The sequence below is a fragment of the Stieleria bergensis genome (assembly GCA_007745635.1).
Taxonomy (GTDB): Bacteria; Planctomycetota; Planctomycetia; order Pirellulales; family Pirellulaceae; genus Stieleria; species Stieleria bergensis.
The window spans coordinates 18,114-42,842 of sequence record CP036272.1 but is presented as its reverse complement, the minus strand read 5'-3'; the positions used below and the strand labels follow the sequence as shown (position 1 = coordinate 42,842).

Below are 24,729 nucleotides of genomic sequence, written 5' to 3'. Positions count from 1 at the left end.
CAAACAAATCACGGCAAGTTACCTTCGGTAGCTTGCCGTTTTTTCGTGTCTGCTAACAACCATTGACAGACAAACAACAAAGCAAAGCGATCTAGGTCGTTACCCGATGCCCATCCCACCAAGCGGCATTTCGATTCCATACGTCCTCTGGAATCTCCTCAGCCGCCTGTTCGGATTCAAGATCGGGATCCACCTCCGCCCGATTGTGAATGTTGATCGTTTCCGCCAACCGCTCATCCTCACTGATCTTCCCATCAGCTGGCTCGCGTTGAAACCACATCCAATTCACCGTCGCCTCTGGATCGGCGACTGCTTGATCATTGCCAAGACGCTCCATGGGAATCACTTGTTGACGATTTTGTCGACGCACTCGCTTACGATCTCGCTTTGGCAAAGGCAGAGCCGCCGGAGGCTCGGGTTCTTCGATTTCTTGCTCGACTTCAGTCTCCAAAGTCTCTTCGATCTCTGAAACGGGGTCAGGATCATCCGGCACTTCCTCAAGCTGCGGCGCTGGGGCTTCTAATTCAGCAGCTGGAGGTTCTTCGGCAATCTCTTCGACCTCCGCTGTCTCCTGCAAGGGCGCTAAAACATCTGCTCGACCGGGCTGACCTTGTGCAGGCAACGCTCGCACTTGAACATCAATGGACTGGAACAGGCGGGCGATATGTTCATGACAGGTAAACATCATGACTTGATGGCCAAGCTCTGAAAATGTTTTCAGTGTCTCAGCGGCATGCAGCGCTCGATTGCCATCAAAGTTGACCAGCACATCGTCCAAGACCAACGGCAATGTCACACCTCGTCGAGCATAGGCTGCAACCAGCGACAACCGCAAAGCAATGAACACCGCTTCACGCGTTCCACGACTAAGTACATTCAGGTCCAGCACGCTCCCGTCTGCTTGGTCAATTTTCAGCTGATTGGTTCCCAGCGGAGTCCAGATGCGTATGTATTTCCCGTCGGTTAGCTGAGACAAAAATGACGAGGCTTCACGCAGAGTCTCCGGTTGCCGTTCACGCTCAAACTTTTGACAAACTTGTTCCACCACGAATCCGGTGGTCGCTAAGGTTTGCCAGCGTTCAACCATGGTATCAATCTTGCGTTGCAAGCAAGCGAGTTCCAACTGCGCCACCATCAACCGATCATCTTCGGCAAGATGCTTCATGTCAGCGGCTGACTCGCCGAGTTGAGTCTGAAGTGTGTCGATTCGCTGCTGAGTTTCGCTCGCCCGTTGAGTCAATGCATCCCAGCGTTTCTCTAAATCTGCCGTCGTCGAACCATCGACCTGCTTCATGACATCGGCGTCATTAACGTTGGCCGGAATCATCGAACTCAATTGTTGATCAACTGCATCATGTTGCTGGGTCAGGTCTACGAGCTGAGCCTTGCGATCAACTCGCTGATAAAACTGCTCTGCATTTGCCACGCCACACTTGGCCCAGAGTGATCGTCGCTGTTGATCACCGCGCTCAATGGCTCGCGCCAGCGAGGCCTGCTGACGCTTGAGCTGACGATCTTGATCTTTGAGTTCCCTTCGTCGCTTCAACCAATGACGCTGTCGAGAAACCTCTTCCTGCAAATAATGCAACTGCTCCAACGGACCGGCATGAGACACTTGATGGTCACTCTCTTGCGGAGACGTCACATCGTCGTGAGAATCATACAGGTCGTCAGAATCGTCTTCGCGAAGCTGCGCAACATCCTGCTTCACAATCCGTTGAGCCTCTTGATAAAGCGCATCGATTCGCGCCGCCAAACTTTTTCGCTCTCGCATCCGATCGTCACCTTCCATCCGCAGCGTCTGCAGACGAGCCATGGATGCTTTCAGCGTTTCATAGCCCTCGCCAAGCTTGCGTACACTGCGTGGAGACAACGACTCGGACAATCCCATGCGTTTTAAGGTCGCCGACCATTCTTCACGTGCCTGTCGCAAACCGTCCGATGCCTCTGTCGCTTTCTCTTGAGCGGTTTGCAACGCATGTTGTGCCGCTGCGTGCGCGTGAAACACTGGCATCGCATCCTCTAGTTCACCCAGCAGCGCCTCCGTTTGACGAATCCGCGCATCAATCGGATGATTGCTGGCTGGCAATTCCGATTCGATCTGATTCTGCTCGTATTCCAGCTCGCGAATCTGTTTGCGCAGCGTTTCGATCTGATGGTCAACCTCGCCCAGATCACCTGCCGTACTACGCCGCTCGTTCTGATCGTTAAAGTACCAAACCGTCAAGCACAACACACCGATCAGCAGGCAAAACACGCCATGCATGAGGTTCGGTTCACCATAGAGAAACAACCGGATGGGCACTAAATGTGCCAGGAATAAGATCAGGCAGCAAACACCGGCAATAAACACTAGACCGGAGATAAGCATCCGATTTAGCGGCAAGACCTCTTGAGTCGCTAAGTCGATCGACTCTGTCTCGAGCGATCGGTAATGTCGCTTCAGCTTATCAATGTGTTGACCAAGCTGCGCAATCCGCCTTAGATCCGCCAGCTGTTTGTGACGCTGGCGAATGCCTTGCTGTAGATCGTTGGTCTCTGATCGCTCCAAAGCATCGTAAAGCTCGTCTTGGAACTTCTCTAAAAGTTCCTTCTGCTGAACGCCCTCACTGCGCGCTTGGTCAAGCAGAAACTGCTGCTCCTTGACGCGTTTGGCTGGCCTAGCAAGTGCGGCCAACGTTTGCCGAGACAAATCCGGCACTGCGTGGTCGCTACCCTGAATGAGCTCAGAACGGTCTTCGGCACTGATTCCTAGCGCTTCGGCTTGACGACTGACCTCGGATTCCGAAGTCGCAATCTGTCCATTGATCTTTTCAATCTGCGATTCAAGTGCCTCAATCCAAGTGGATTGCTCGGCCGCGGCCTCGATTCGACTTTCCAGATCCATCAGCTGCGCCGAAACGGGAATCTGCGAAGCCTTTTCGCGAACCGAACGTCGCTTCTCTTTGACCGACTCCAATTTGGCTTGGCGTTCTTCCAAGCCCGAATCAATCTTCACCAATTTGCCAGGAGCTGCTTCCGGAAAATCAGCATCCGCTTTTAGTTCCGCAACCTGCTTCGCAAGTTCCTTTCGTTGCTGCCACGGTTCCAAGATGCTGACGGCCGTTTCAACGATCCGAATTTCACGCTCACCAGATTCGATTCGTTGTTTAAGATCGGCGATTTCCTGTTGCTGACTTTGGCGCAGCGAGGCGAGTTCGCCATAACGACGACTGGCGACCATCAGTGTGCGTGTTTCTTCGCGCAAAGCATCGCGGCGCAGGATTAGCGTGTTGAGTTTCTCTAAGTTGCCTTCGCTGTCGTCACTTCCGACAATCGACTGCCGGGCCTGTTGCAAACTGCGAATCACGTCGACCAACGAAACTCGGTCAAGTCCGCTAGAAAGCTTGTACAGTTCATCTGCAGCAGCGGTATTGTCGAGACTGCCAAGTTCTTGCAGCTCGCGCATCCCGATCGCAAAAACATTGGTAAAGATCGCCTCGTCGATCTGGCCCATCAGGGAAGTCAAGCGATGTTGACCTTGAGTTTGACCATCGGGTCCTTCGATCGTTAATCGTCCACCGCAGCTTTGGTCGGTCATGCTGGTATGGCGGCGCAATTGATAGCCTCCGCCAGGCCCCAGCAATCGAATCGACCCACCAGGAATGCCATCAAACACCGGCGGCAAGTACTTCTCACGACGCTGTGCGGTGAAGCCATAAAACATCGATCGCAGAAACTGCATCACCGTTGTTTTGCCAGCCTCATTGGGGCCGTAAAACAGCGTCATTCCATCGGGCAATGCATCAACGGTCAAATCTGACCAGACGCCAAAGCCATCAATGTGCAAGTCTTTTAGTTTCATGATTGTTGCACCCAGTTGGGTTTCCCGCCGCGCAGTAACTCAGCGCCTAGCAAGGTTGCTTGTTGCAAAATCTGTTCGCGTTTTTCTACTGAGACGTCTCCCAGTAACGCGGTGACCGTTGCCGAAGTGTTCGGCTGTTCCTCGGTCATGCTAAGCAGCGAGATGTCCTCACCTCCCCGCTCGAGATAAGTGTTTGCGACCTGTAGAAAGTCGGCCAGAATGGTTTCCTCTTCGCTCCATGAACTGGGATACTGTTCCGGAGCGGATAACACGACGTGAGCCACCCAGGCTGCTGGCCTCTGCCGCCCAAACTGATCTCGCGCCCAGGACAATAACGACTCGGAATCAATCAAGCCGTCCGCCAAAGTTTGGGGATGAAGATCAACATGGATACCGACAATCAAATTACGATCGCCAGCATCGTGTTGCAAACGCGTCAACTGTCCCTCAATCAACTGCTTGAGGTCCGATCCAACGTGCTGTTCTGCAGCCGTGATGTGAAGTGACTGATAGCGAAATCGGTCCGCGGGTGCCTCGGTGATGCGGACTTGCTGGTCAGCATCAACATCAACGATGCAGTAGCCGTGCGCACCAGGCTCGGTCAGGCTCCGACCCTGTGGTGTCCCCGAATAGATTCCCAAAGGCTGTTCTTCAAAGGAGAGAACCTCCGGCTGATGTCGACCGCCTAAGCACCACAGGTCACAACCACCTTCCGCAAGAGCGTTCACATCAACTTGACCGTAGCCCAGCCCAATGGAATAGAGCTCGCTAGAACCACATTCAAATCCAGGCACGTGCAAATTCGTGCGACCATCGCTGCTGCGACCAATGATGCGACAGATGGTTCGCCCAGCTCGCTGCACCGGGACTGCTTCCACACGATCTTTGGGAAGCAACGTGACATTCTCAGGCAACGCGATCGCCGCTGGCCATTGCACCGGATCGTCGACCGTGCCTGCTGCCCAGAACACTGGTGTCTGCTCTTCGGCCAAACGCTGAAATTGTTCCAGTAACAAACTGATCCCCGCCGGACCAGCTGTTTCAGGGTGCAGTAAATCACCAGAGAGCAACAGAAAGTCTACTTTCTGTGACAGCGCAGCATCAAACACTAACTTCGCTGCGTTTGCCGGTGCTGCCACGATGTCCTGATGTAAATGCGCTGGCAGCATATCCAGTTCACCCGGTGGACTTTCTAAATGAAAATCACTGGCGTGAATAAATCGAAACGATTCTCCAGGCATTGGTTCCCTCCATGGATCTGTTCAGCACCGAAAATTCCTTTGTTTTGGACCCAAATGGAATCCAAACGGTACTGCCTGGCAGCGCTGTGAAACAACGCCGCCACGAGAGTTTACATAAATCGGGAAAATTTCACCAATCCAGTTTTTTCAGAGTCATTTGCTAGCAAAAAAAGACAGCTGCGGCGGCTTTTCTGTGGCTGAGCCTGCCGTGAAACGTGCCCGCGAAACCCCGTTGAACGGTTGAATGGCCAACACTCAATTGCTAGCGGTCCAGCGAGCGTCGGTCTATACTGATGCAATCCCTCCCGCCTGTTTTCCCTGCCTGTTCTACCCATCTGCAGCCCATGATGGATTTTTTCAAACTCGGTGTTCTGCTGCTCTGCGTCGCCGGCTTCGCGATGAAGAGTGTGGCTGCCGACGATCAATTTTTTGAGCAGGAAGTCGCGCCAATCTTGCAACAACGCTGCCTCAGTTGTCACAACGAAAACGAATCCAAGGGCGATTTCTCACTGCACAGCGCTGCCAGAGCACTGGAAGACGATTACATCGTTGCCGGAGATGCTGCTGGCAGCCACTTGTTACAAGTAGTCACTCCAGATGACGGCAAGGCCGAGATGCCCAAGGATGGTTCGCCTCTGACCGCTGAACAGATTGCCGTTCTTACCAAGTGGATTGATCAGGGAGCTGATTGGCCAACAGACTTTGTACTCACCGAAGCGGTGGTCAGCGATTTTGATTGGTGGTCGTATCGCCCGCTCCAATCGGTGGCAGTGCCAACGTTTGATGATCCTGAATCACGATTCTGGGTTAAAACACCGGTCGATGCATTCGTCTTACGACAACTCCAGCAGCGAGGGCTCACGGCCAGCCCACCGGCTGATCGTCGCACATTGATTCGTCGACTGAGTTATGACTTAATCGGTTTGCCACCGACCCCGGCGGAAGTTCAAGCGTTTTGCGAAAGTGATGACCCCGCGGCCTATGAAAAGTTAGTCGATCGACTGTTAGAGTCCAAGCATTATGGAGAGCGGTGGGCTAGGCACTGGCTGGATGTGGTCAAGTATGCGGACACCTGTGGTTATGACAAAGACAAGCTGCGCCACAACGCTTGGCCGTACCGCGACTATGTGATTCGCTCGCTGAACCAGGACAAGCCTTACGGACAGTTCATCCAAGAACAGATTGCTGGCGATGCGTTATTCCCTGGCCAGCCCGACGGGATCATTGGCTTGGGCTTTTTAGCGGCCGGACCTTGGGACTTTATCGGGCACGTTGAAGTCTCTGAAGCGAAGATCGACGGCAAAGTCGCTCGCAACTTGGACCGAGACGACATGGTGTGCAATACGATCAATACGTTTTGCAGCATCACGATCCAGTGCGCTCGCTGTCACAACCATAAGTTCGATCCGATCACGCAGGAGCACTATTACTCACTGCAATCGGTCTTCGCTGCTGTTGACCGTGCCGAACGAGCCTATGATCTCGACCCTCAGATCGAACAGCAGCGTCGCGATCTTGAAGCTCAATTGGCGAAGTTGACCAAGCAACAAAAGCAACTTGAAGCGGACATCAAGTCGCTCGGCGGCAACCGTTTGCAGGAGTTAACGACGACAGTCGCATCGCTTCAGTCCCAGCAGGCTGTTCAGAAAGGCGTTCAGTTTGGCTACCACAGCACCATCACCAACAACCAAAACACGGAAAAGTGGGTCGAGGTGGTTTTGCCCGCGCCCCAAACCGTTGGCAAGATCGTTCTCCGCCCTTGCCACGATGACTATGCCGACATTGGATCGGGGTTTGGTTTTCCGATCCGATATCGAGTTGAAGTGACGTCCGATGAAACAGATCACGAAACCACACAATGGCTGATGGTCACGAATCGGTCCGAGAGCGATCAGCCCAATCCCGCGCTTGGACCGGTGGTGTTGACCTGTGACTCGCTACCGCATCCTGTTCGGCGAATCCGAGTCACAGCGACGCGGCTTGCTGAGCGTCGTAACGATTACATTTTTGCGATCTCGGAGCTGCAAGCCTATCAGGACTCCGATGCTGCAATTGACAGTCACGAAGGCAACCTAGCGCAAGGCGCAAAAGTCCGTTCTTTCGACTCCATCCAAGCGGCTCCGCGCTGGGGCAGAAAAAATTTAGTCGATGGACACTGGCCCAGCGCGGGTGATTCAGATGTTCAGCAAGCACTGGCCGAAGCGATCGCCGAGCGTGACCAATTGCTAGCCAAAATCGAAACCAAAGCACGTGTAGCCAAGCGTGATCAACTGAAAGCTGCGATCAAGAATGCTCGGGAAAACCGTGACAAACTGCCCAGGGGCAAAATGGTTTACGCAGCAGCAACGCATTTCAAAGCGCAAGGCAACTTCAAGCCAACCAATGGAACACCGCGACCGATTCATGTGTTGCTACGAGGCGACGTTCAGCAACAAGGCACGCCCGTTGCGCCAGGCGTGCTGCCGTTTTCTTCCACCGACCCATGGCAATACAACGACCTGCCAGACGAAGCCGCCCGACGCGTTGCCGTGGCGCAATGGTTGACCCATGAGGATCACCCCTTGGTGTGGCGATCGATTGTCAATCGCATCTGGCAATATCACTTTGGCAAAGGCATCGTTGAGACACCCAATGACTTTGGACGCATGGGTGCAGAACCAACCCACCCGCTGCTGTTAGATTACCTTGCTAGGTACTTTCTTGAGCATGGGCAATCAATGAAGTCGTTGCATCGAATGATTGTGACCAGCAATACTTACCAGCAATCGTCCGCGCACCGCGAGGCGATGGCCCAGCAGGATCAAAGCAATCGCTACCTCTGGCGGATGAATCGACGACGCCTCAGTGCTGAAGAGATCCGCGATTCGATTTTTGTTGCCAGCGGTTCCTTGAATCGTTCCATGGGTGGACCGGGCTACTATCTGTTTGCTTTGGAAAAGACAGCGCACTCACCGCACTACGAATACCACAAGTTTGATCCAGCAGACAAAACGACCCATCGCCGGAGCATCTACCGCTTTATCGCTCGTTCGCAACCGGACCCCTGGATGACAACGCTTGACTGTGCAGATTCATCACAGAGCACTCCGCGACGTAACGAAACATTGACAGCTTTACAGGCCCTGTCACTGTTGAACAATCGTTTCAACCTTTACATGGCCCAGCAGATGGCGAAGAAAGTCGCCAGCGACGCGTCTGATTTACCCAGTCAAGTTGACCTAGCGTATTTGCAAATCGCACAGCGGCAACCTGACCTGGAATCACGCCAAGAGATGATTGCCTACGCTCGTGAGCATGGCTTGGCCAATCTTTGTCGTTACTTGTTTAACTTCAGCGAATTCGTTTATCTGGATTGATCTGAGTGATGTACCGCCGCGAATTTTTGAAACGAATGCTGTCCAATGCTGCTGGAGCCGGTGCGATTGGCCCCGGCTTGGTTAGTCAAGGATTGGTCGGTCAAGGATTTGGTGGTCTTGCCTTAGCAAGCATGCTGCATGATGACACATCGGCAGCGACCGGAGGCGTGCTGTCCAGTCCGCATCACCCCGCCAAAGCCAAGCGTGTGGTCCAGCTCTTTATGGCAGGTGCAGCCAGCCATTTGGATCTGTGGGACCACAAACCGATGCTGGAAAAGTACCACGGGCAAGACAGCGACTTTGGCGAACCGGTCGAAGCCTTTCAAAATGGGCTGGGACCGTGGATGAAATCACCCTTCAAGTTTGCTGCCTACGGCCAGTCCGGCAAAATGATCAGCGATGTTGTCGCGCCCCTTGGCGAGTGCGTGGATGACATCGCGTTTGTGCACAACATGGTTGGCAAGACGGGAGTGCACTCTCAGGCAACGTACTTGCAGGCCACCGGGTTTCAACGCCCTGGCTTTCCTGGCATGGGAAGCTGGATTAGCTACGCGTTGGGATCGGAAAATCAGAACCTACCGACCTTCGTTGTGCTGCCCGATCATCGCGGCTTTGCCAGCAATGGTCCCAAGAATTGGGGCGCCGCCTTTCTGCCCGCTAGCGCCCAGGGAACCGCCATCTTTCCCCAGCGCGATAACCCCATCGAAGATCTGACGCCAAAAGCCGATTACGTGACCAGCGCAGCCGACGAGGCTGGACTGGAGATGTTGCAGCGGATCAATCAACGCTTCACTCAGCAACGTCCGGGCGATTCCAGACTACAGGCTCGAATTCGCTCCTACGAAATGGCCGCCGCCATGCAGATGAGTGCCCCGGAGGCGTTAGACCTAAGCGGAGAGCCAGCGCACATCATGAAGCTTTATGGGCTTGATCGAGCTGGAGCGACGTACCCAAAAGAAATCAATCCGGCTGAAGAGACCGAGTACTTTGGTCGCAAGTGTTTGATTGCTCGTCGATTGCTGGAACGCGGCGTCCGATTTGTCCAAATCTGGTCTGGCAACGACAACGGATTCCCACGCAGAAACTGGGACAGCCACGAAAACATTCAGCGCGACCATGGTCCCCTGGCCAGCGGCATGGCTGTTGGCGCCGCTGCCTTGATCAAAGATCTCAAGCAACGCGGGATGCTGGAAGACACGATCGTGCTCTGGACAACCGAGTTTGGCCGGATGCCCAGTAGCCAGGGAGGCGTTGGGCGTGACCACAATCCCTATGTGTTTACGAACTGGCTTTGCGGAGGAGGATTCAAAGGTGGCACTAGCTACGGGCCATCCGATCAATGGGGATACAAACCGCTGGAACGCGATCGGCCAACTCAGGTTTACGATATTCACGCGAGTATCCTGCACCAACTGGGGATCGACCATACGAAACTGACCGTCCGGCATGACGGCATTGATCGCCGACTAACTGATGTTCATGGTCATGTTATCAACGACATCATTGCGTAGGCCATGACAATCGCCTAACTGCACCGCACACTTTCCATCTGGAATACACCAATCATGCGCTGGTCTGTCCTTCTGTTCGCACTGCTGACCGTTATTCAGTGCTTGCCCGCTAAGCTTGCCACAGCTCAGCCACCACGACCCAACGTCATCATCATTTATACCGATGACCAAGGATTTGGTGACGCTAGTTGCTTGAACCCGATGGCAAAGTTTCAAACGCCCCACCTGGATCAACTTGCCAAAGAAGGCATCTCGTTTACCAACGGACACTCCAGCGATGCTGTTTGCACACCCTCGCGTTATGGACTTTTGACGGGGCGTTATTCCTGGCGAACGCGACTCAAACGCGGAGTGATGGGGGCTGAAGACGAATGTTTGATTACGCCCGATCAATCGACCATCGCGTCGATGTTGCAACAACAGGGTTACCACACAGCCATGGTTGGAAAATGGCATTTGGGAATGGATTTCCCTGGTACAGATCATCAGACTCGGGATTGGAGCCAGCCGACAAAGAATATGCCACTGGACCACGGGTTTGATTACTTTTATGGCATCCCTGCATCACTGAATTATGGCGTGCTGGCATGGTTTGAAGGACGTCATGCCAAGGTCCCGCCAACCCTCTTTACAGCCAAGAAAAACAACGCGCGACATGTGGATTATCGCATCATGCCGCCCTATCAGAAAACTCCAGCCAAGACACCGACACCGCAGAAGACCAGGCCATTCGAAGTTGCCGAAGACTTCATCGACAATCAATGCTTGACCCGTTTCACCGACAAAGCCATTGAATGGATGAAGACGCACCAACAGGGCGAACGAAAATCCGATCCGTTCTTCCTGTACCTGCCCTACACTTCCCCGCACTATCCGGTCTGCCCTTTACCCGAGTTTCATGGGCAAGGCGAATGTGGCGGCTATGGTGAATTCGTCATCGAAACCGATTACCACGTCGGTCGTGTGATGAAGTATCTGAACCAGTCCGGTCTGGATGAGAACACCATGATTGTGTTCACCAGCGACAATGGACCGGAAAAGTCCTGGGCGGGTCGCATCCAAGAGTTCGCTCATTACAGCAATTACATTTATCGTGAAGGCAAGCGATCAATCTATGAGGGCGGTCATCGCGTCCCATTTTTCGTTCGCTGGCCACAGGGCATCGCCACACCTGGGCGGCGTTACGAGCAACCCGTCGGACAAATTGATCTGCTAGCCACCATCGCGGATGTGACGGGATGTGAGCGCAGCGAGACGGACGGCGTGGACAGCATCAGCTTTGCTAACGTGCTCTCGAATACGAAGACCAACGCAGAGCGTCCCGGTTTGATCAATCATGCTTCGTCAGGACAATTCTCTATCACCAGGGGTGACTGGAAATTGGTGCTTCGCTGGAAACGAAAACCTGCCGAGCTGTATGATCTGGGTAATGATCCTTCGGAAACAAAGAATCTGATCAGCGAGCGGCCAGACATCGCCAAGCTGCTGACCAGGGAGGCGACAAAGATTGTTCTCCGCGGCCGGACGACACCCGGACCCGTTGTGCCCAACGACACTCCCTACTGGGATGACCTAACCTGGATTCCAGCGAAATCTTACCGAGCAAGAGCGAACTAAAGGCTGGAATGTGTGAACCGCGAATCCGCTTGATCACAGCAAGTCGTGGCTTTGGAAACGAGTCAAGCCACAACCATTGCAAAGACTGCGATGGTTCTGATCGAATGGAACATTCCGTTGATCCCTGTTGTTACAGATGGAAGTGTTGATGGTAACTTCCCAGGGATGAGCGTTCCCTCACGCACTGCGACACTGACGGAGTGCTGTTGAGGACGAACAATGAAAATAGTCACAAAACGATGGAGTGCTCGCTTGCAGCCGTTTCGTTCTGGACTTTACTCTTCGATGCTGTTTGCGACTTCGATCGAGTCCACTTCAACCAAAGCATCTTCCCGACCGGTAAATTGCAATTCAAGAGACGTTACCTGATCGCGCCAGTTGATTGGAAAGAGCAATGGTTGAAAGCCAGCATGCTGACCGGTACGTTGAGCTTGAGTCGTTCGAGAAACTCGTTTTCCGTCACTGATCAGTGTGACTTTGGTTTCTGGTGGCGCCTTTAAAGTGACCACAAGCTGACCTTGATTGTTCTGCGGATCCGCTGCCAGGCCGTCGCGTTTCAGCGTCGCCGTACCACCGGCTAGAACGAAATCCAAATAACCTAAGCGACCGGCGATATTGCCGACCTCAGGCTGGGTAGCATTCCAACCTTCCGTCTGCCAACCGCCACAGTCAAAATGAAACTGCAACCGCCCGTCTTTGGGATCACGTTGATTGATGCGTTCCCAGTCGTCGGACAAGCCATCACCATCGCTGTCCGTTCGGACAACTTCATATTCGGGATTCACGCCTTCGCCCCATTTTTTCCCGTTGGCTTGATAGGCCAATTCTTGTTCTGATTCTTCGCCTTCACCGGCGTCACCTTTGCTAAGCCACTGAGCGAGCAATTGGCGATGCCGTTCGATCTCGGCTGCGTACTTTGGATCATTGATCAGGTTATTGATCTGACTGGGATCCTCCTGCACATCATAAAACTCTTCAGGCGGGCGTTCGCCGAAATAGATTTCTGTCAGTTTCGGGGACAGTTCGCCAGATTGATACAGTTGATGCAAGTTTTGCAAGAAGGGCCGATTGTCTCGGTACTGTGGTTGCAGAAAGATGCGATCGGTTTTGTAGTTGCGTGTGTAACGATAGCGATCGGTGCGAATGGTCCGAACGCGATCAATGGTGTGATCGAGGCGATCCTTGGCAGCGGCAACGTATTCTCGTGGAACCAACTTCTGTGCGAACAGGTCCTGGCCTTCGTACCAATTGGGGACAGGCAACTTGGCCCAGGTCAAAGTTGTTGCCGACAAGTCCAGCAGATTGACCAAGTCGTCACGGACCGAGGTTGCGGGAATCCAGGGTGAAGGACCAGCAACAACAAAGGGGACATGAAGTCCGCCCTCGGTGGGCATCTGTTTGTGGCGAACGAGGTTGTTCGCTCCATGATCGCCAAAATAAACCACGATAGTGTTTTCAGCTAATCCGGCTGCTTGCAGTCCCTCAAGGACTTGCCCGATGAAGTCATCATCTTGGCGAATTGCGTCGTAGTGCTGCGCAACTGTCTCACGATACAGATCATTTTGTGGATAATCTGGAGGAACGGTCACGGTCTTAGGATCGACCTTGCGATCGGCGGGAAACTTCGTCGTGTTGTTTTTTCCGCCGGCGGTTTGGATCTGACCAAAGAAGGGTTGATTGGCTTTCACTTGATCCCAATCAATTGGACTGCGGCGTTTGCTTTGCAGCGAATAGGTGGCGGCATTGTCCCAGACAAAATTGTAGTCATCTTTGCCAAGATTGAACGTAAAGTAACCACCATCCTTCATCAGCTGAGGCAATAGTTTGACGTTTGGTGGCAAGTGAAGTTTCGCCGGTCCGCGGCTCGAGCGATGCTCGTGAGCGTTGAAGCGAATCTGGTTCATGCCTCCCATCATGGCCGATCGGCAAGCGGAACAAACTGGCGCGGGGACGTAGGCTCGCGAGAATCGCACGCCTTTGGCGGCCAGGCCGTCGATGTGTGGCGTCTGGCCCTCATTAATGGGATCGCCGTAACAACCCATCCAGGGAGAGGTATCTTCGGCGAACAACCACAGGATATTTGGTTGTTGCTGTTTGCTTTTCTCGGTGGCGGCGGATCGACCGGCGGTGAAAACGCTAAATATCGCTAGAAATGCGAGCAATGAGAGATGCTTCATCGGTTCTGACAGTTGACAAACGAATTGGGGAGATAAATCTAGAGGGTTGGCTGTAGGATATCAGAACTGATCTTCCCTCGCAGTCCCCCAAAATCTGCAACTTGCACCTGTTGTTTGACCGGCAACAATTAGAATAAAGACTTCCCAAACACCACGACAACCTAATCTTCTTTAGTCAGCGAATCACAAGAACATTCGCTCCAAAGTTCCACGAGGTAATCATGCGACGTCTCTCCTATGCCTACATCCCGCGCGTCCTGGCAGTCGTTCTGTGCACAGGTTTCCTGTCACTGCTGAGCACTGCACCGCTGCAGGCACAAGAACCCTTCAGTGGCATGCGATTGCGAGTTCCTGCTGATGCCAACACGTTGGTGCTCATCAATGCTCAAAAGATGTTTCGTGCACCTGTCGCGGATCGTGAGCGTTGGCCGGAACGTGCCAAGGCTGCTTACGATGCTGGTATCTTTGCCTTGCCACCAGATGCGACCGAAGTCCTGCTAGCAGCTCGGCAGGACATCGAGTTTGGCCAACCTGTTTGGGAAATGGGGATGGTGCGTCTAGCCGGTGATCGCGATCTGGCAGGGGTTGCCGCTCGCTACGGTGGAAAGATGGATAACATTCAGGGACGGAACGCGGCTCGACTACCTGATGATCGCTATGTCCTGCAGTTCAAATCGGACATGCTGGGAACTTATCTACCCGCTGACCGTCAACAGGTCTCGCGCTGGTTGCGTAGCACCGACGTGACTCCTGTCGGTGGATCTCGGATGTCACCCTATCTGCAAAAAGCGTTTGCGTACGCAACCAAGGTTGGCACACCGATCATTATGGCGTTTGACGTCGCTGACACGATGAGCCCGGACCAACTGAAGACGGCTCTGGAGAATTCCGAAATCGTTTCCAATAGCGGCTTGGACGTCAATGGCTTGGCGAAACTTTTTAACAGCATGGAAGGCATTACCTTGGGTGTCACCGTCGGTGAACAAACCATTGGCGCCATCCGCGTTGACTTTGGCCAAAACCCCGAAGCGATTAAGGACATCGGCAAAGACATGTTGATCGCTGCGCTTCGCAACCACGGAGCCATGATTGACGATATCGAAGCATGGCAACCAACGATTGTTGACAACACCTTCATTGTCAAAGGCAACCTGTCCGACAGCGGAACTCGAAAGGTTCTCAGTATCTTGGAACTGCCTCGCTCGCTGAGCGACGCCTATCACGCGACCCAGTCGGCAGGTGCTGACCCCGAAGGTCAAGCCAAGCTGTTGGCGACGCAGCAGTACTACAAGTCTGTGACTTCGATGCTTGATGACCTGCGAACGAAACCCAAACGCGATAAGGTCAAAACCTTTGGCCAAGCCGCCATGTGGTACGACAAGTACTCTCGACGGATCGCCCAGTTGCCAACCTTGAATGTCGATTCGGATGTCGTTGACTACGGTCTACAAATGGCCGGCATGCTTCAATCTGCTGAATCAACCATGAAAGGTGTGGGACGGACATCTTCGAACATCTACAAGTCGAACAATCCTGTCTCCAGCGGATTCGTCTGGTCCGGGGGCGGTTATCGAGTCTCCACCGGTGACCTATACTACGGCTCGATTCCATATAGTTACGGCATGGACCCCCTCCACGCTTCACTGCGTGCGAAAGGTCAAACCGACGCCGCCATGACCAGCCAAGTTCGATCTCAGGGTTCAGCAACCGTCCAGGAGATTTGGCAACGAATCGATCAAGCGACTGCGTTGATGAAACGTGAGCTGACCAGCCGCTACAGCACGAACTTCTAGTCTCAAACGCTGACTACCATCTAAATCAAGGCCGAGTAGCAATCGTCTACTCGGCCTTTCTTATTGCTTAGGCTGTAAACAAGCCATGATAGAGGGTGCGATCCATGGTGGTCGCTCCTTTCAGCGTACACACACGGCTGGCGAGTCTGGATGCTGCCGCCAAAGTGCGATCAATCGGGATATCGTTTATCAATCCAGCCATCGTGGCGGCCGTAAACGCGTCTCCTGCGCCCACGGTATCCATCAACTGATCCGGCGCAACCGCTGGCTGAAAAAATCGGTTGTCACCCATCAGTGCGTGTGCCCCGCGGCTTCCACAGGTCACCAAGTAGTTTGCCTGCCCGTATCGGCTGCGCATGATCGCGACGGCCTGAACGATGGAGTCGGGATCCTGGATTGTTTTGCCTGTTAGCTTAGCCAACTCCTCATCGTTTAGCTTCACCCAAGTTGCGTTGTCGAGTAACGCTGGAAGCCAAGCTGGATCGAAGTGTGGCGGTCTTAGGTTCAGGTCAACGAAGCGAGGCCCCGTCCACTGAGCAATCAAGGCTTGGATGCTCTGCCGATTTGCTGCACCTCGCAATGCCAAGGTGCCACAGTACAGCATAGAATCTGTTGGCTGATCAGCCAGTCGCGCGTCCTTCAACAACCTGGCTTGATCGAGGAAGTCGTAGGCTTGATGCTCGACGATTTGGTAGCTCGGCTGCCCGTTGTCAACGGATACCTGGACCGTTCCGGTCGGCCGATCACTGACAACCTGAAGCCCTGTCGAGTCCATGTCCCAGTTCTTCATCGTCTGCAAGACGGACTGCCCAAGATCATCGTCGCCGATCGCTGAGAGGAACAACGGCGACTCGCCCAATCCTTGTAGATTCCAGGCCACATTAAAGGGGGCGCCGCCAAGCACCCGCTGACGGTTTTCGAAGCAGTCAAACAGGACTTCTCCCAAAACGATCGGCCGGGTCACTGTCACTGTGCTTTCGTTACTTGTCATGAGCAAATTGATGGCTGGCGATCGACGCGACCGGAAAACTTCACCGGTCCCGAAAGGCTGCTACAAACCTACGTCGCGTTAGAATCTGCAAACTTGAAATGATGGCAAAAACGATTCTAACGCCGGTGCGGTCGCTGGTCGGCTGCCTCTGGAGCGGATCGACGCTTCATCTTAACCGCTAGCTGGTTTCGTTTCGATAACAGGATAGTAGCTGTCATTGAGAAACGACAGTTGTTGGACAAGTTGTCATCGCCAGCAAGTTAGTGTGTGCCTTACCATGGAAGAATCCAATCAACGAAACCCCTTTGGCTTTCTGCTGGTCCTGGTGGCGGTGATCGGGGGTGGGCTGTTCTTTCTTTCTCGCTACGAAATCATCGGTCTGAGTGATCTTTCGGTCAAGCGGAAGGATCAAGAGGCAACGGGCACCGCGGAATCCCAGGACTCGCTGATCAATTTTCAGTTCACTGACAGTGCGCCCAATGCGACCTTGATTGGACAGATCAAATCAGAGAAGCCAACTGTTCTGGCCCCGCAAATCCTACGCGTCGGATCTTGGGCACTCTGTGGCTACGGCGCGAGCAAGTTCGACAACCGGACCGCTCGGGAAACGCTGGTAAAGATGATTCGGCAATTCGATATCCTGGCTCTGCAACAAGTCTCGGCCAAGGAAACGGATTTGATTCCGCGCCTTCTAGACGAGATCAACCGGCACGCGGGAGCCAAGTTTGAATATGTCTTGGGCACGCCCACCGGACCTGCGGATCGACTGGAAGTACCGACGATCATTTTCAATACGCATCGATGTGTGGTTGACCGATCGGCGACTTACATGGTTGCAGACCCACAGAACATCATGCAATACGACACGCTGGTCGCCTATTTCCAAACGAAGACTTCGACCGTGCCAGGATCCAGCGAAGACAACGCGTGGACATTCTTCTTGGCCAACGTTCGGGTCGACATGAGTGAAGCCCAACGCGAAGTGGCGACGCTTCAGCAGTTAATGGACAATGTTCGAAACGTCCCTTCGGTGGGAGAAGACGATGTCGTCCTGGCTGGACTGTTGCAGGCTGACAACAGCTATTTGACGGCAAACGTGTTCAACGACCAGATCGACTTGGCCGTCATGAATGCTAAAACTGACGTCTTCGACAAATATCAAACGGCGAACATCGCGATCGATAAGCGATTCACAACGGAATACCTCGGCCGTGGTGGCCCGGTGGATTTCCGAGGCATCAATAAGTTAACCGTCGCTCAAGCGGAAATGATTAGCAGCCAGTTGCCTGTCTACGCTGAATTCAGCATCGAAGAAGGAACCATCTTTGGTGACACTGCTGCGAAATAGCATGCTGCCGGTCAAGGTGAAAGATTCGACGCGGTGACGCTGTGTGGCTTTCTGAAAGAATGGCCCGATTAATCACTCGATCGCGTCATCGCGGAATCAGAAACACAAGCGGCCTCCAGCCGCTTGTGATTACGACGCCTGCAGCACCAGAAGGTCAATCGCCGCCATTGAGCGAACGGCCTGACGGTTGTCGAGAAGCGCCAAACCCCGCCAGTCCGACTTTGTTGTCGAACCCTAAAGTCAGCCTCGCAACACATTCAGTGCTCAAAGGCATTGATGACCGTGATCACTGATCGGCCAAACGGATCGCTAACGTCAACCAGCCGTTGTCAACATCGAACGCGATGGGAACGAAGCGTCGACCGGCCAGGCTTTCCAGCTTCGCATCTTCTGGCACCACCCAAGGCTTGTGCATTAAGGTCGGTGCAAAGGCTTTGGCAAAGCTCTCTTTCATCGCGCCGCGTAAGCCTGCTTGTGTCACACTTAGCCGATCGGTTCCCGGGAAGTTGACATTCAGTTCTCCCACTCGCTCCAAAATGATCGAACCGTCCGCTTGCTTGGTTGCCTGATATTCAGCAAAAATCTCCAAGGGACGCTTCAACTCTCGCGAGCCTTGTTTAAATCGCGTGCCACGAATCCCAATTCGTAGCACACCGTCGCGACACTGAAACACGACTGGACGTCGAGAATCAAAATCCACTTCGAAGTTCGGTGCCTCGTCTTCAGACGATTCGGTGGTTCGCTTGGCGATGCGTTCAATCAGCTCCTGTATTTCTGAACGCGATAGACTGCGTCCAGCCAGTAAGCTGCCCAACGAGTTGGCGACCAGGGACTCGTGCACTTGCACCAAAACGTGTCCTGGTTCGGCGATCTCTTTGGGTGCTGATTCAGACGCCAGTTGCTGAGGCTTGGCCAACACGACGCTCGCCATGGCAGCATCTTCTGTGCTACTGAACTCGGCCTTAGGCTGACTTAGGTTCAATCGATTGATGAATCCATTGACCAATTGCAACGGATCCGTTGCACCGAACTCTTGCTGGACTTGTTCTTCGAAGGTTTCGCCAACGCGTTTCTTTAGGCGAGCCAAGGCAATGCGGTCAGTTTGCGGCTTCTGTTGGCGAGCCTTGCGTTTGGCAATCTCACGAACGAATCGCAGCGAATGCTCGATGCTGTGAATCTTGTTGTTGCTGGTCGCCTCGGTTGAGACTTGGCCCATCGCCAGCCCTTGCTGATTCAGTTGCAAGACTTGTTCGGCATGCACCACACTGTTGCTGCTGGCTCGCAACCGCACTGGCCCATTAAATCCCATCGTTCGCGCAGTCACATTGCCATCCATCATGACTTTGATGGCAATCGATTCGTCACTTGGCACGAGTTCTGCAGAAACCGATCCTTCGATTTGTGCTTTGCCTATGATGCGAGTTCCAAGAATGCATTCTCGAACATCTTGTTCTAAATCAAGTGGGCGTCCAACCGAGGCGGCTATCAAGTCCTCACTGATCCACAACTTCAAGTTGGAGTGGCCAAACTCTCGCGCGACAACGTCTAGCAGTTCGACCTGCTGACCACCGCGATGAAGCATGTCCACGGTGTTTCGTAAATTAGCGATATCATCCGGATGCGGCTCGCCTTCAATCGTTGTCCATTGATCGGACAAACGCTCCAGTTGCTTGCCAAACAACTGAATCACCTGTTCACCTTTTTCAAAGCGATACGCATCAGCAACGTTACCAGCGGCGGTACGAAACTGGACCACTGCGGCTCGCTCTAATCCGTCATGCAGTGCACTCGAACGACGCTGCACGTCGCTGGCGGCGCGAATGACGGCTGATCGACTCTCATCAGCGAGCGCCTTTTGCAGCTCATCTGCCTTCAAGTATTCCAGCCAAGCGGCAGCATTCTCTGCGGTGGTCGTGCTGTTGAGATAGGTCTTCAACTGAGCGATCGCTTCGCTTGCGTGGGCGCGCGTTGATTCCAAATTGGGTAGATCGGCGACCCGAAGCTGTGACACCGATGCCTTGGCGGCATTGGCCACACGCTGGGGAAGCTGATCGCTAAGCGAAACCCACACCACGGGCTCTGCCGACACTGATGGTGTTGCACCGTCCTGAATCGAGAGGCATGTAGCCCCTGTAAAGGTCGACGCACCGATGAGCAACGACAGCAAGGCGCGACGAAGTTGTCGGCAGGATGAAACGTTGGGGAAACCTTGTTTCCACTCAATCAAACGCTGCCATGGAGAAAGATCAGAAGTCATAAAGCGTCCAAGCTACCGGTGAAACTATCCAGGAAAGGCGGCTGATGGCAAGATAGCGAAACCTCGCAAGCTTTGCAGGTTATTTCTGCTCTGTCTACTGCGAATTGCGTAATCGAAGCCAGCCAGCGACTTCGCAATCACTCTGGCATAGGCCTTTGAGTGGCCACGCATTCGCAAGAAGTGTTGGACCGCAATGATGTCTGCGATTCTGCTACCGCCCTTCGGCCTGTCGGTGATTATTCCAATGTCTGCACGGGGAACAGACCGAGGATCAAATCACCGATGGGGCCGCTGTCATAGGATGGTATCGGACATTTCGCCTGCAATTCATAAACTTGGAATTGCCAGGTTTGCTGATCATTTTCGCCAGACGCGCGAAGCGCTTGCCCCAGGCTTAACCTCATCGGCCAACTTGGGCTAGATCGTGGACACGCCCATTGGACCTGGATGGCCTGGTAATCCACCTGGCTCAATCGCAAGCGATCATCGGTGTTTTGATACTTTGTTTGATAAAAGGCAGCGGGATCAAGGTGATAGCCCCGCAGCAGTTGCTCAAACGTGGGTGGCCAAGCAAACAGACTGCTACCATCGTTCATGTCAGAAAAGGCGATCTTACCGACAATCATTTGTTCAGTATGGACAAAGCGGATTTCGTTCCAAGTTTTGGCTTGCTGGGAAACAGTCTCATTGGCTGGCGAAGTCACAAAAAACCGATAACCGGAATCATCGGGACAAACCAACTTCAACTGCTGCCAAGCCGGATGCGCTGCGTCTATCGACTGAACGGTCAGATTCAGTGGCATGAGCGCTTGAAGATGAGAGCTGTCTCCTCTGGGATCGGCTGGAAAGCCGTCATCGGACTCCTTGACCAGCTGGCTCCAAATCATCAACCCCAGCAGCACGGCTAGGCCGGCAACTTGGGCAGCAGAGAACTGCAAGCAGTAACGTCCACTCTCTGGCGGAATGTTTGATTGATCTTGATCGGCCATCTCTAGAACAAGCTCGTTGCTACCTTCTGGTGCATGAAGTGGGCGTTGAGCCAAGGCCGAAATCGCGAAACCAAAAACAGCTGTAGCACCAGTGCCTCTTTCGCTTTCGACTGCGAATAGACCTGGACAGTGACCGGCTTGAAACGCTGCCACGCTGAGTTTTCCGAGATCCACTGCACAACGCTGTTCAGATCATCGGTTTGTCCAATGTATAACGGTGACGCGGCATCACTGATGGCATAAACACCTTGGTATGTGTGCGGCGTCTCTGCATGTTCTGACAAAAATTCGCTGATGGACCATTCGTGATCCGGTTGACGATTCAGTAACTCCGCAGCGTTCTTTTTCACCGCGTTGGCAATGCTACGTCGCTGAACAGACTCTCGCAAATCCCAAATGGCTTGTCGCAAAACTGTTGCGGGCAACTCTGCGGTCTGGCTATCGGCGAACTGGTTGGCGATTTGATCAAACTCTGCCGCAGCAGCCGGTGTGCTGAATAACGTTTCCATGTCCATGGCATAGTCCACGGACATCAATTGAAAAGCGATTTCAGCCGCCGGTGCGTTTCGCTGTGTTTTGCTGAGCTTTGGCTTGGCTCGTGATTGCTGCTCTGGCAGGAGTTGGCCATCGGACATCGCGAGCAAAAATTCGTTCCAGGTTCTCGCGTCTCCAAGCAACTTGGCTGCTTGGCACTGTTTGATGAAGCAAGCATTCAATTCTGGTTCCAGCAAGATGTCCTGGGCATTGGTTGGCACGGCGTGCTGATTCGTTTCTGCGAACTGCCTGGTGGACTCGTACGCATCACAAATCGCTTGTCGATTGTCATCGGTCAGTGGAATCACTGGGCGACCGTTGACGAATTTTGTGCGTGTTTTACCTTGCTTCGTCGACACCGTGCTGCGAGCCGGGTCAGCCGGCCCATCAAGCGGGTCGCCAACCTGACAACCGCTGAGACGCTGATTGATTCGCGTTACATATTCTTCGGACAGTTCGAATCCCATGAATTGCCGACCAAGCTTTTTCGCTGTGACGAGCGTCGTACCGCTGCCACCAAAGGGATCGAGCACCAAGTCACCCGGCTCGCTAGAGACACGAATGATGCGACCGAGTAGCTGTTCGGGCATCTGACAACCGTGAAACCCTTCGCGTTCCTTGAAAGTACCGGCGACCCGCGCGTAATACCAAGTATCGTGCCAGGGGCTGAACCCTGTTTCGGGGGCATCCTGAGGACGAAGAATCCAAGTGTTATCTGGCAGTCGTCCTTTGGGATTCGCTCTGGCATCGGCATAAACCAATTGCCGCGCCGATGGAACACGAACCGTTGGATTGTCCCCGTTGAAAGTAAAGGCTTCGGGATCTTTGACGAAATGAAACAGATGGGTGTGCGATCGACTAAAGCCACGCACACAATTGACGCCGAAGGTGTAATACCAAATCACCCAGGAGCGACAATGGAATCCGATCTCCTGGGACAACAACTTCAGTTCGGCAGCATACTCATCGCCAATCGCCAACCAAAACGAGCCATCGTCTTTCAGCGCTCGATGAGCGCCCTGGATCCAGTCTCGGCAGAAGTTCTGATACGCCTCGCTCGTTTGCGCGTCGTCGTAGACATCGTATTCGTACCCGATGTTGAACGGCGGATCGGCAAACACGAGATCGACTGACCCCGGTTGTACCCGGGCTAGGTTCTCAACACAGTCCCCTTGGTGAACCTGATTTACCTCTAAAGGGCATTCGGTCTGAGTTGAATTCATGGCTATTTTCTTGCACGCTGAGGATTTTTTCTCTGGTGACCAGATTAGCATCTTGCGCAGCCTTTCAAAACGTGCCAAACCGCAATTCGGGCTGTAATTGGCCAGGTCGGTGGTCTTGCCAGAATGTCCGTTGATCGGTCTGATGTAGGCTTGGCGTAAACCGTTTTTATTCCTCGTTCTTCAATTGGCAATCGATGGACGGCATCACCGAACCAGTCGTACTGGTGCTGGGGCACCCGATTGCGGGAAATCCAGCTCAGTTTGCCCTCGAGCGAGCGTTCGAAGGGCTGAATTTGTCTTGGCGAGTTCTTTCCTGCGACGTGCCGCATCTCGATTTGCAACGCGCCATTGATGGTGCCTGGGTCTTGGGATTCCGAGGGGTTTTGCTGGACCAAAATTTGGTTCACGGCGAAGTCGACATTGCGACCGTCCAGTCCCCTACCCTGACCAATCAGCTGGTCGCAGGCTGTGACTTGTATTTTCGCGAACAAGACTCTGCTCACTGGTCGGCCGTGAACGCGCTCTCGCTGTTTCTGCAGCAGGCGGTGAAATCTGACGCTGCGATTGAACCGGCGTGCTCGGATTTGGACTCGCCCGGAAAGGATCCTTCCGACGAACCGTCAAGCGGCGATGGTCCCGAAGCTGAAACCATACCGGCTCCCGATTTACTCTGCATCGGACCACCGCACCCGAGCTTGGCGGACTTACTGACTCCCGACACCAATATTTCACCGATCGCCTGGGCGTCTCCTGAGGCGATCCGCAACGCGAACATCATCGCGCTGACCCAGCAGATGGACCTGGACAATTGGCCTGCTTGCGACGAAGCTAAATTGGTCATTGATCTAGCCAATCCACCCAACGCAGTCGAAGAGATTCAGACGCTTGGGTATCAAGTGGTCGGTCGTGAAACCATTCGCATCGGGATCCTTCGCGAATGCATTCAGCGCTGGACAGCCGAGAATCCCGACATTGAAGTTCTGACCGAAGCCGTTGAAGAATACCTAGCTCTCTAGTGAATCAATCCATCACCCGCGACTTGACTCGCATCGCATCTGATCTTGCCAAAAGTGTGGATCAACTCTGCTTTGCCGAACCCGTGACCCACGTTTACAACCCGTTGGTTTATGCCTGGAAGGCACATCAAGAATACTTGTCATTGGCGAATGGCAATCTTGAAGCGTTGTTTCTGGGGATGAATCCGGGACCCTGGGGCATGGCTCAAACCGGTGTTCCCTTTGGTGAAATCGCGGCGGTTCGCGATTGGATGCAGATCGAATGTCCAGTCGACAAGCCTCCCAATGAGCACGAAAAGCGGCCCATTGAAGGGTTCGCCTGTCAACGCAGTGAAGTCAGCGGCCGGCGACTGTGGGGACTGTTCTCCGAACATTACGTCACCCCCGATGCGTTTTTCCAGTCTCAGTTTGTCGTCAATTACTGTCCCTTGGTCTTTATGGAACAGTCTGCTAGAAACCGGACACCGGACAAATTGCCGGCAAATGAACGCGAACCTTTGACCGCGGTTTGTGACTATCATTTGTTAGCCGTGATGCAATTGTTAAAGCCAAGGTTCTTAGTTGCCGTTGGTGTCTATGCAGAAGCCTGCTTTAAACGAGTTGTTCAGCAAGGAAACTTCGATGCAACCATCGTGCGAATTCTTCACCCCAGCCCGGCGTCTCCGGCGGCTAACAAGGACTGGGCAGGAAAGGTTACCAAACAGCTAGTCAACGCTGGAGTTTGGAAGTCCTGACTGTTCAATTGGTTCTCTCTGCGGTGAACGTTGCAGATGATTCCTGCCCGTGAACCACTTGGCTGTGTATCACTTTGTTGTGTATCGCCGTGCGGGGG

The 24,729-nt window shown here is 53.5% G+C and carries 14 protein-coding genes; 7 read left to right on the top strand and 7 right to left on the bottom strand.

Features of this window, described 5'->3' with window-relative positions:
- Positions 1-91: 91 nt before the first annotated feature.
- Together SV7mr_RS00150 and SV7mr_RS00145 are read right to left on the bottom strand one after the other, a co-directional pair.
- Positions 92-3,844 (bottom strand): AAA family ATPase, encoded by a 3,753-nt coding sequence (locus SV7mr_RS00150; protein WP_145268118.1) that lies wholly within the window; start codon positions 3,842-3,844, stop codon positions 92-94.
- Positions 3,841-5,085 (bottom strand): metallophosphoesterase family protein, encoded by a 1,245-nt coding sequence (locus SV7mr_RS00145; RefSeq protein WP_145268116.1) that lies wholly within the window; start codon positions 5,083-5,085, stop codon positions 3,841-3,843. Before SV7mr_RS00145 ends, SV7mr_RS00150 begins: the two co-directional genes overlap by 4 nt.
- A 344-nt stretch (positions 5,086-5,429) precedes the next feature.
- Between SV7mr_RS00145 and SV7mr_RS00140 the strand changes: the two genes are divergently transcribed.
- The 3 genes from SV7mr_RS00140 to SV7mr_RS00130 all read left to right on the top strand — a co-directional run bounded on the left by SV7mr_RS00140 (position 5,430) and on the right by SV7mr_RS00130 (position 11,569).
- Positions 5,430-8,441 (top strand): DUF1553 domain-containing protein, encoded by a 3,012-nt coding sequence (locus SV7mr_RS00140; protein WP_419187910.1) that lies wholly within the window; start codon positions 5,430-5,432, stop codon positions 8,439-8,441.
- Between the two features lie 131 nt (positions 8,442-8,572).
- Positions 8,573-9,952 carry a DUF1501 domain-containing protein gene (locus SV7mr_RS00135; protein WP_419188506.1) on the top strand — a complete coding sequence of 460 codons (1,380 nt, stop codon included), beginning with the start codon at positions 8,573-8,575 and terminating at the stop codon, positions 9,950-9,952.
- 54 nt (positions 9,953-10,006) lie between these two features.
- Complete coding sequence (locus tag SV7mr_RS00130; RefSeq protein ID WP_145268114.1) at positions 10,007-11,569, top strand: sulfatase family protein; 1,563 nt, start codon at positions 10,007-10,009, stop codon at positions 11,567-11,569.
- A 275-nt stretch (positions 11,570-11,844) separates the two neighbouring features.
- Here SV7mr_RS00130 and SV7mr_RS00125 read toward each other — a convergent pair whose 3' ends face one another.
- A complete protein-coding gene (locus tag SV7mr_RS00125; RefSeq protein ID WP_145268112.1) occupies positions 11,845-13,746 on the bottom strand; it encodes a sulfatase family protein in 1,902 nt (633 codons plus the stop codon).
- A gap of 221 nt (positions 13,747-13,967) precedes the next feature.
- Between SV7mr_RS00125 and SV7mr_RS00120 the strand changes: the two genes are divergently transcribed.
- Positions 13,968-15,539, top strand: coding sequence for a hypothetical protein (locus SV7mr_RS00120; RefSeq protein ID WP_145268110.1), 1,572 nt, complete (start codon positions 13,968-13,970; stop codon positions 15,537-15,539).
- Between the two features lie 67 nt (positions 15,540-15,606).
- On the opposite strand, the gene SV7mr_RS00115 is transcribed toward SV7mr_RS00120, so the two are convergent.
- On the bottom strand, positions 15,607-16,530 hold the full coding sequence (locus SV7mr_RS00115) for a carbohydrate kinase family protein (RefSeq protein ID WP_145268108.1): 924 nt from the start codon (positions 16,528-16,530) through the stop codon (positions 15,607-15,609).
- Between the two features lie 277 nt (positions 16,531-16,807).
- Here SV7mr_RS00115 and SV7mr_RS00110 point away from each other — a divergent pair, with 277 nt between their 5' ends.
- Positions 16,808-17,878 carry an exonuclease/endonuclease/phosphatase family protein gene (locus SV7mr_RS00110; protein ID WP_145268106.1) on the top strand — a complete coding sequence of 357 codons (1,071 nt, stop codon included), beginning with the start codon at positions 16,808-16,810 and terminating at the stop codon, positions 17,876-17,878.
- A gap of 286 nt (positions 17,879-18,164) precedes the next feature.
- Here SV7mr_RS00110 and SV7mr_RS00105 read toward each other — a convergent pair whose 3' ends face one another.
- From SV7mr_RS00105 to SV7mr_RS00095, 3 genes are all read right to left on the bottom strand, one after another.
- Positions 18,165-20,135, bottom strand: a complete 1,971-nt coding sequence (locus SV7mr_RS00105) for a hypothetical protein (RefSeq protein ID WP_145268104.1) — start codon at positions 20,133-20,135, stop codon at positions 18,165-18,167.
- Positions 20,136-20,371: 236 nt separating this feature from the next.
- The gene (locus SV7mr_RS00100) at positions 20,372-21,124 is read right to left on the bottom strand and encodes a hypothetical protein (RefSeq protein ID WP_145268102.1); all 753 of its coding nucleotides are present in this window, start codon (positions 21,122-21,124) and stop codon (positions 20,372-20,374) included.
- Between the two features lie 2 nt (positions 21,125-21,126).
- A complete protein-coding gene (locus SV7mr_RS00095) occupies positions 21,127-22,881 on the bottom strand; it encodes a DNA-methyltransferase (protein WP_145268100.1) in 1,755 nt (584 codons plus the stop codon).
- A gap of 194 nt (positions 22,882-23,075) precedes the next feature.
- On the opposite strand from SV7mr_RS00095, the gene SV7mr_RS00090 reads away from it, so the two are divergent.
- On the top strand, positions 23,076-23,897 hold the full coding sequence (locus SV7mr_RS00090; protein WP_145268098.1) for a hypothetical protein: 822 nt from the start codon (positions 23,076-23,078) through the stop codon (positions 23,895-23,897).
- Positions 23,897-24,631, top strand: coding sequence for a uracil-DNA glycosylase family protein (locus tag SV7mr_RS00085; RefSeq protein ID WP_419187909.1), 735 nt, complete (start codon positions 23,897-23,899; stop codon positions 24,629-24,631). The genes SV7mr_RS00090 and SV7mr_RS00085 overlap by 1 nt, the downstream gene beginning before the upstream one ends.
- Positions 24,632-24,729 lie beyond the last annotated feature (98 nt).

Bases quoted from the DNA above. Each gene is read 5' to 3' on its own strand.
- SV7mr_RS00150 (WP_145268118.1), bottom strand. From the start codon at position 3,844: ATGAAACTAAAAGACTTGCACATTGATGGCTTTGGCGTCTGGTCAGAT.
- SV7mr_RS00145 (WP_145268116.1), bottom strand. From the start codon at position 5,085: ATGCCTGGAGAATCGTTTCGATTTATTCACGCCAGTGATTTTCATTTA.
- SV7mr_RS00140 (WP_419187910.1), top strand. From the start codon at position 5,430: ATGATGGATTTTTTCAAACTCGGTGTTCTGCTGCTCTGCGTCGCCGGC.
- SV7mr_RS00135 (WP_419188506.1), top strand. From the start codon at position 8,573: ATGCTGCATGATGACACATCGGCAGCGACCGGAGGCGTGCTGTCCAGT.
- SV7mr_RS00130 (WP_145268114.1), top strand. From the start codon at position 10,007: ATGCGCTGGTCTGTCCTTCTGTTCGCACTGCTGACCGTTATTCAGTGC.
- SV7mr_RS00125 (WP_145268112.1), bottom strand. From the start codon at position 13,746: ATGAAGCATCTCTCATTGCTCGCATTTCTAGCGATATTTAGCGTTTTC.
- SV7mr_RS00120 (WP_145268110.1), top strand. From the start codon at position 13,968: ATGCGACGTCTCTCCTATGCCTACATCCCGCGCGTCCTGGCAGTCGTT.
- SV7mr_RS00115 (WP_145268108.1), bottom strand. From the start codon at position 16,530: ATGACAAGTAACGAAAGCACAGTGACAGTGACCCGGCCGATCGTTTTG.
- SV7mr_RS00110 (WP_145268106.1), top strand. From the start codon at position 16,808: ATGGAAGAATCCAATCAACGAAACCCCTTTGGCTTTCTGCTGGTCCTG.
- SV7mr_RS00105 (WP_145268104.1), bottom strand. From the start codon at position 20,135: ATGACTTCTGATCTTTCTCCATGGCAGCGTTTGATTGAGTGGAAACAA.
- SV7mr_RS00100 (WP_145268102.1), bottom strand. From the start codon at position 21,124: ATGGCCGATCAAGATCAATCAAACATTCCGCCAGAGAGTGGACGTTAC.
- SV7mr_RS00095 (WP_145268100.1), bottom strand. From the start codon at position 22,881: ATGAATTCAACTCAGACCGAATGCCCTTTAGAGGTAAATCAGGTTCAC.
- SV7mr_RS00090 (WP_145268098.1), top strand. From the start codon at position 23,076: ATGGACGGCATCACCGAACCAGTCGTACTGGTGCTGGGGCACCCGATT.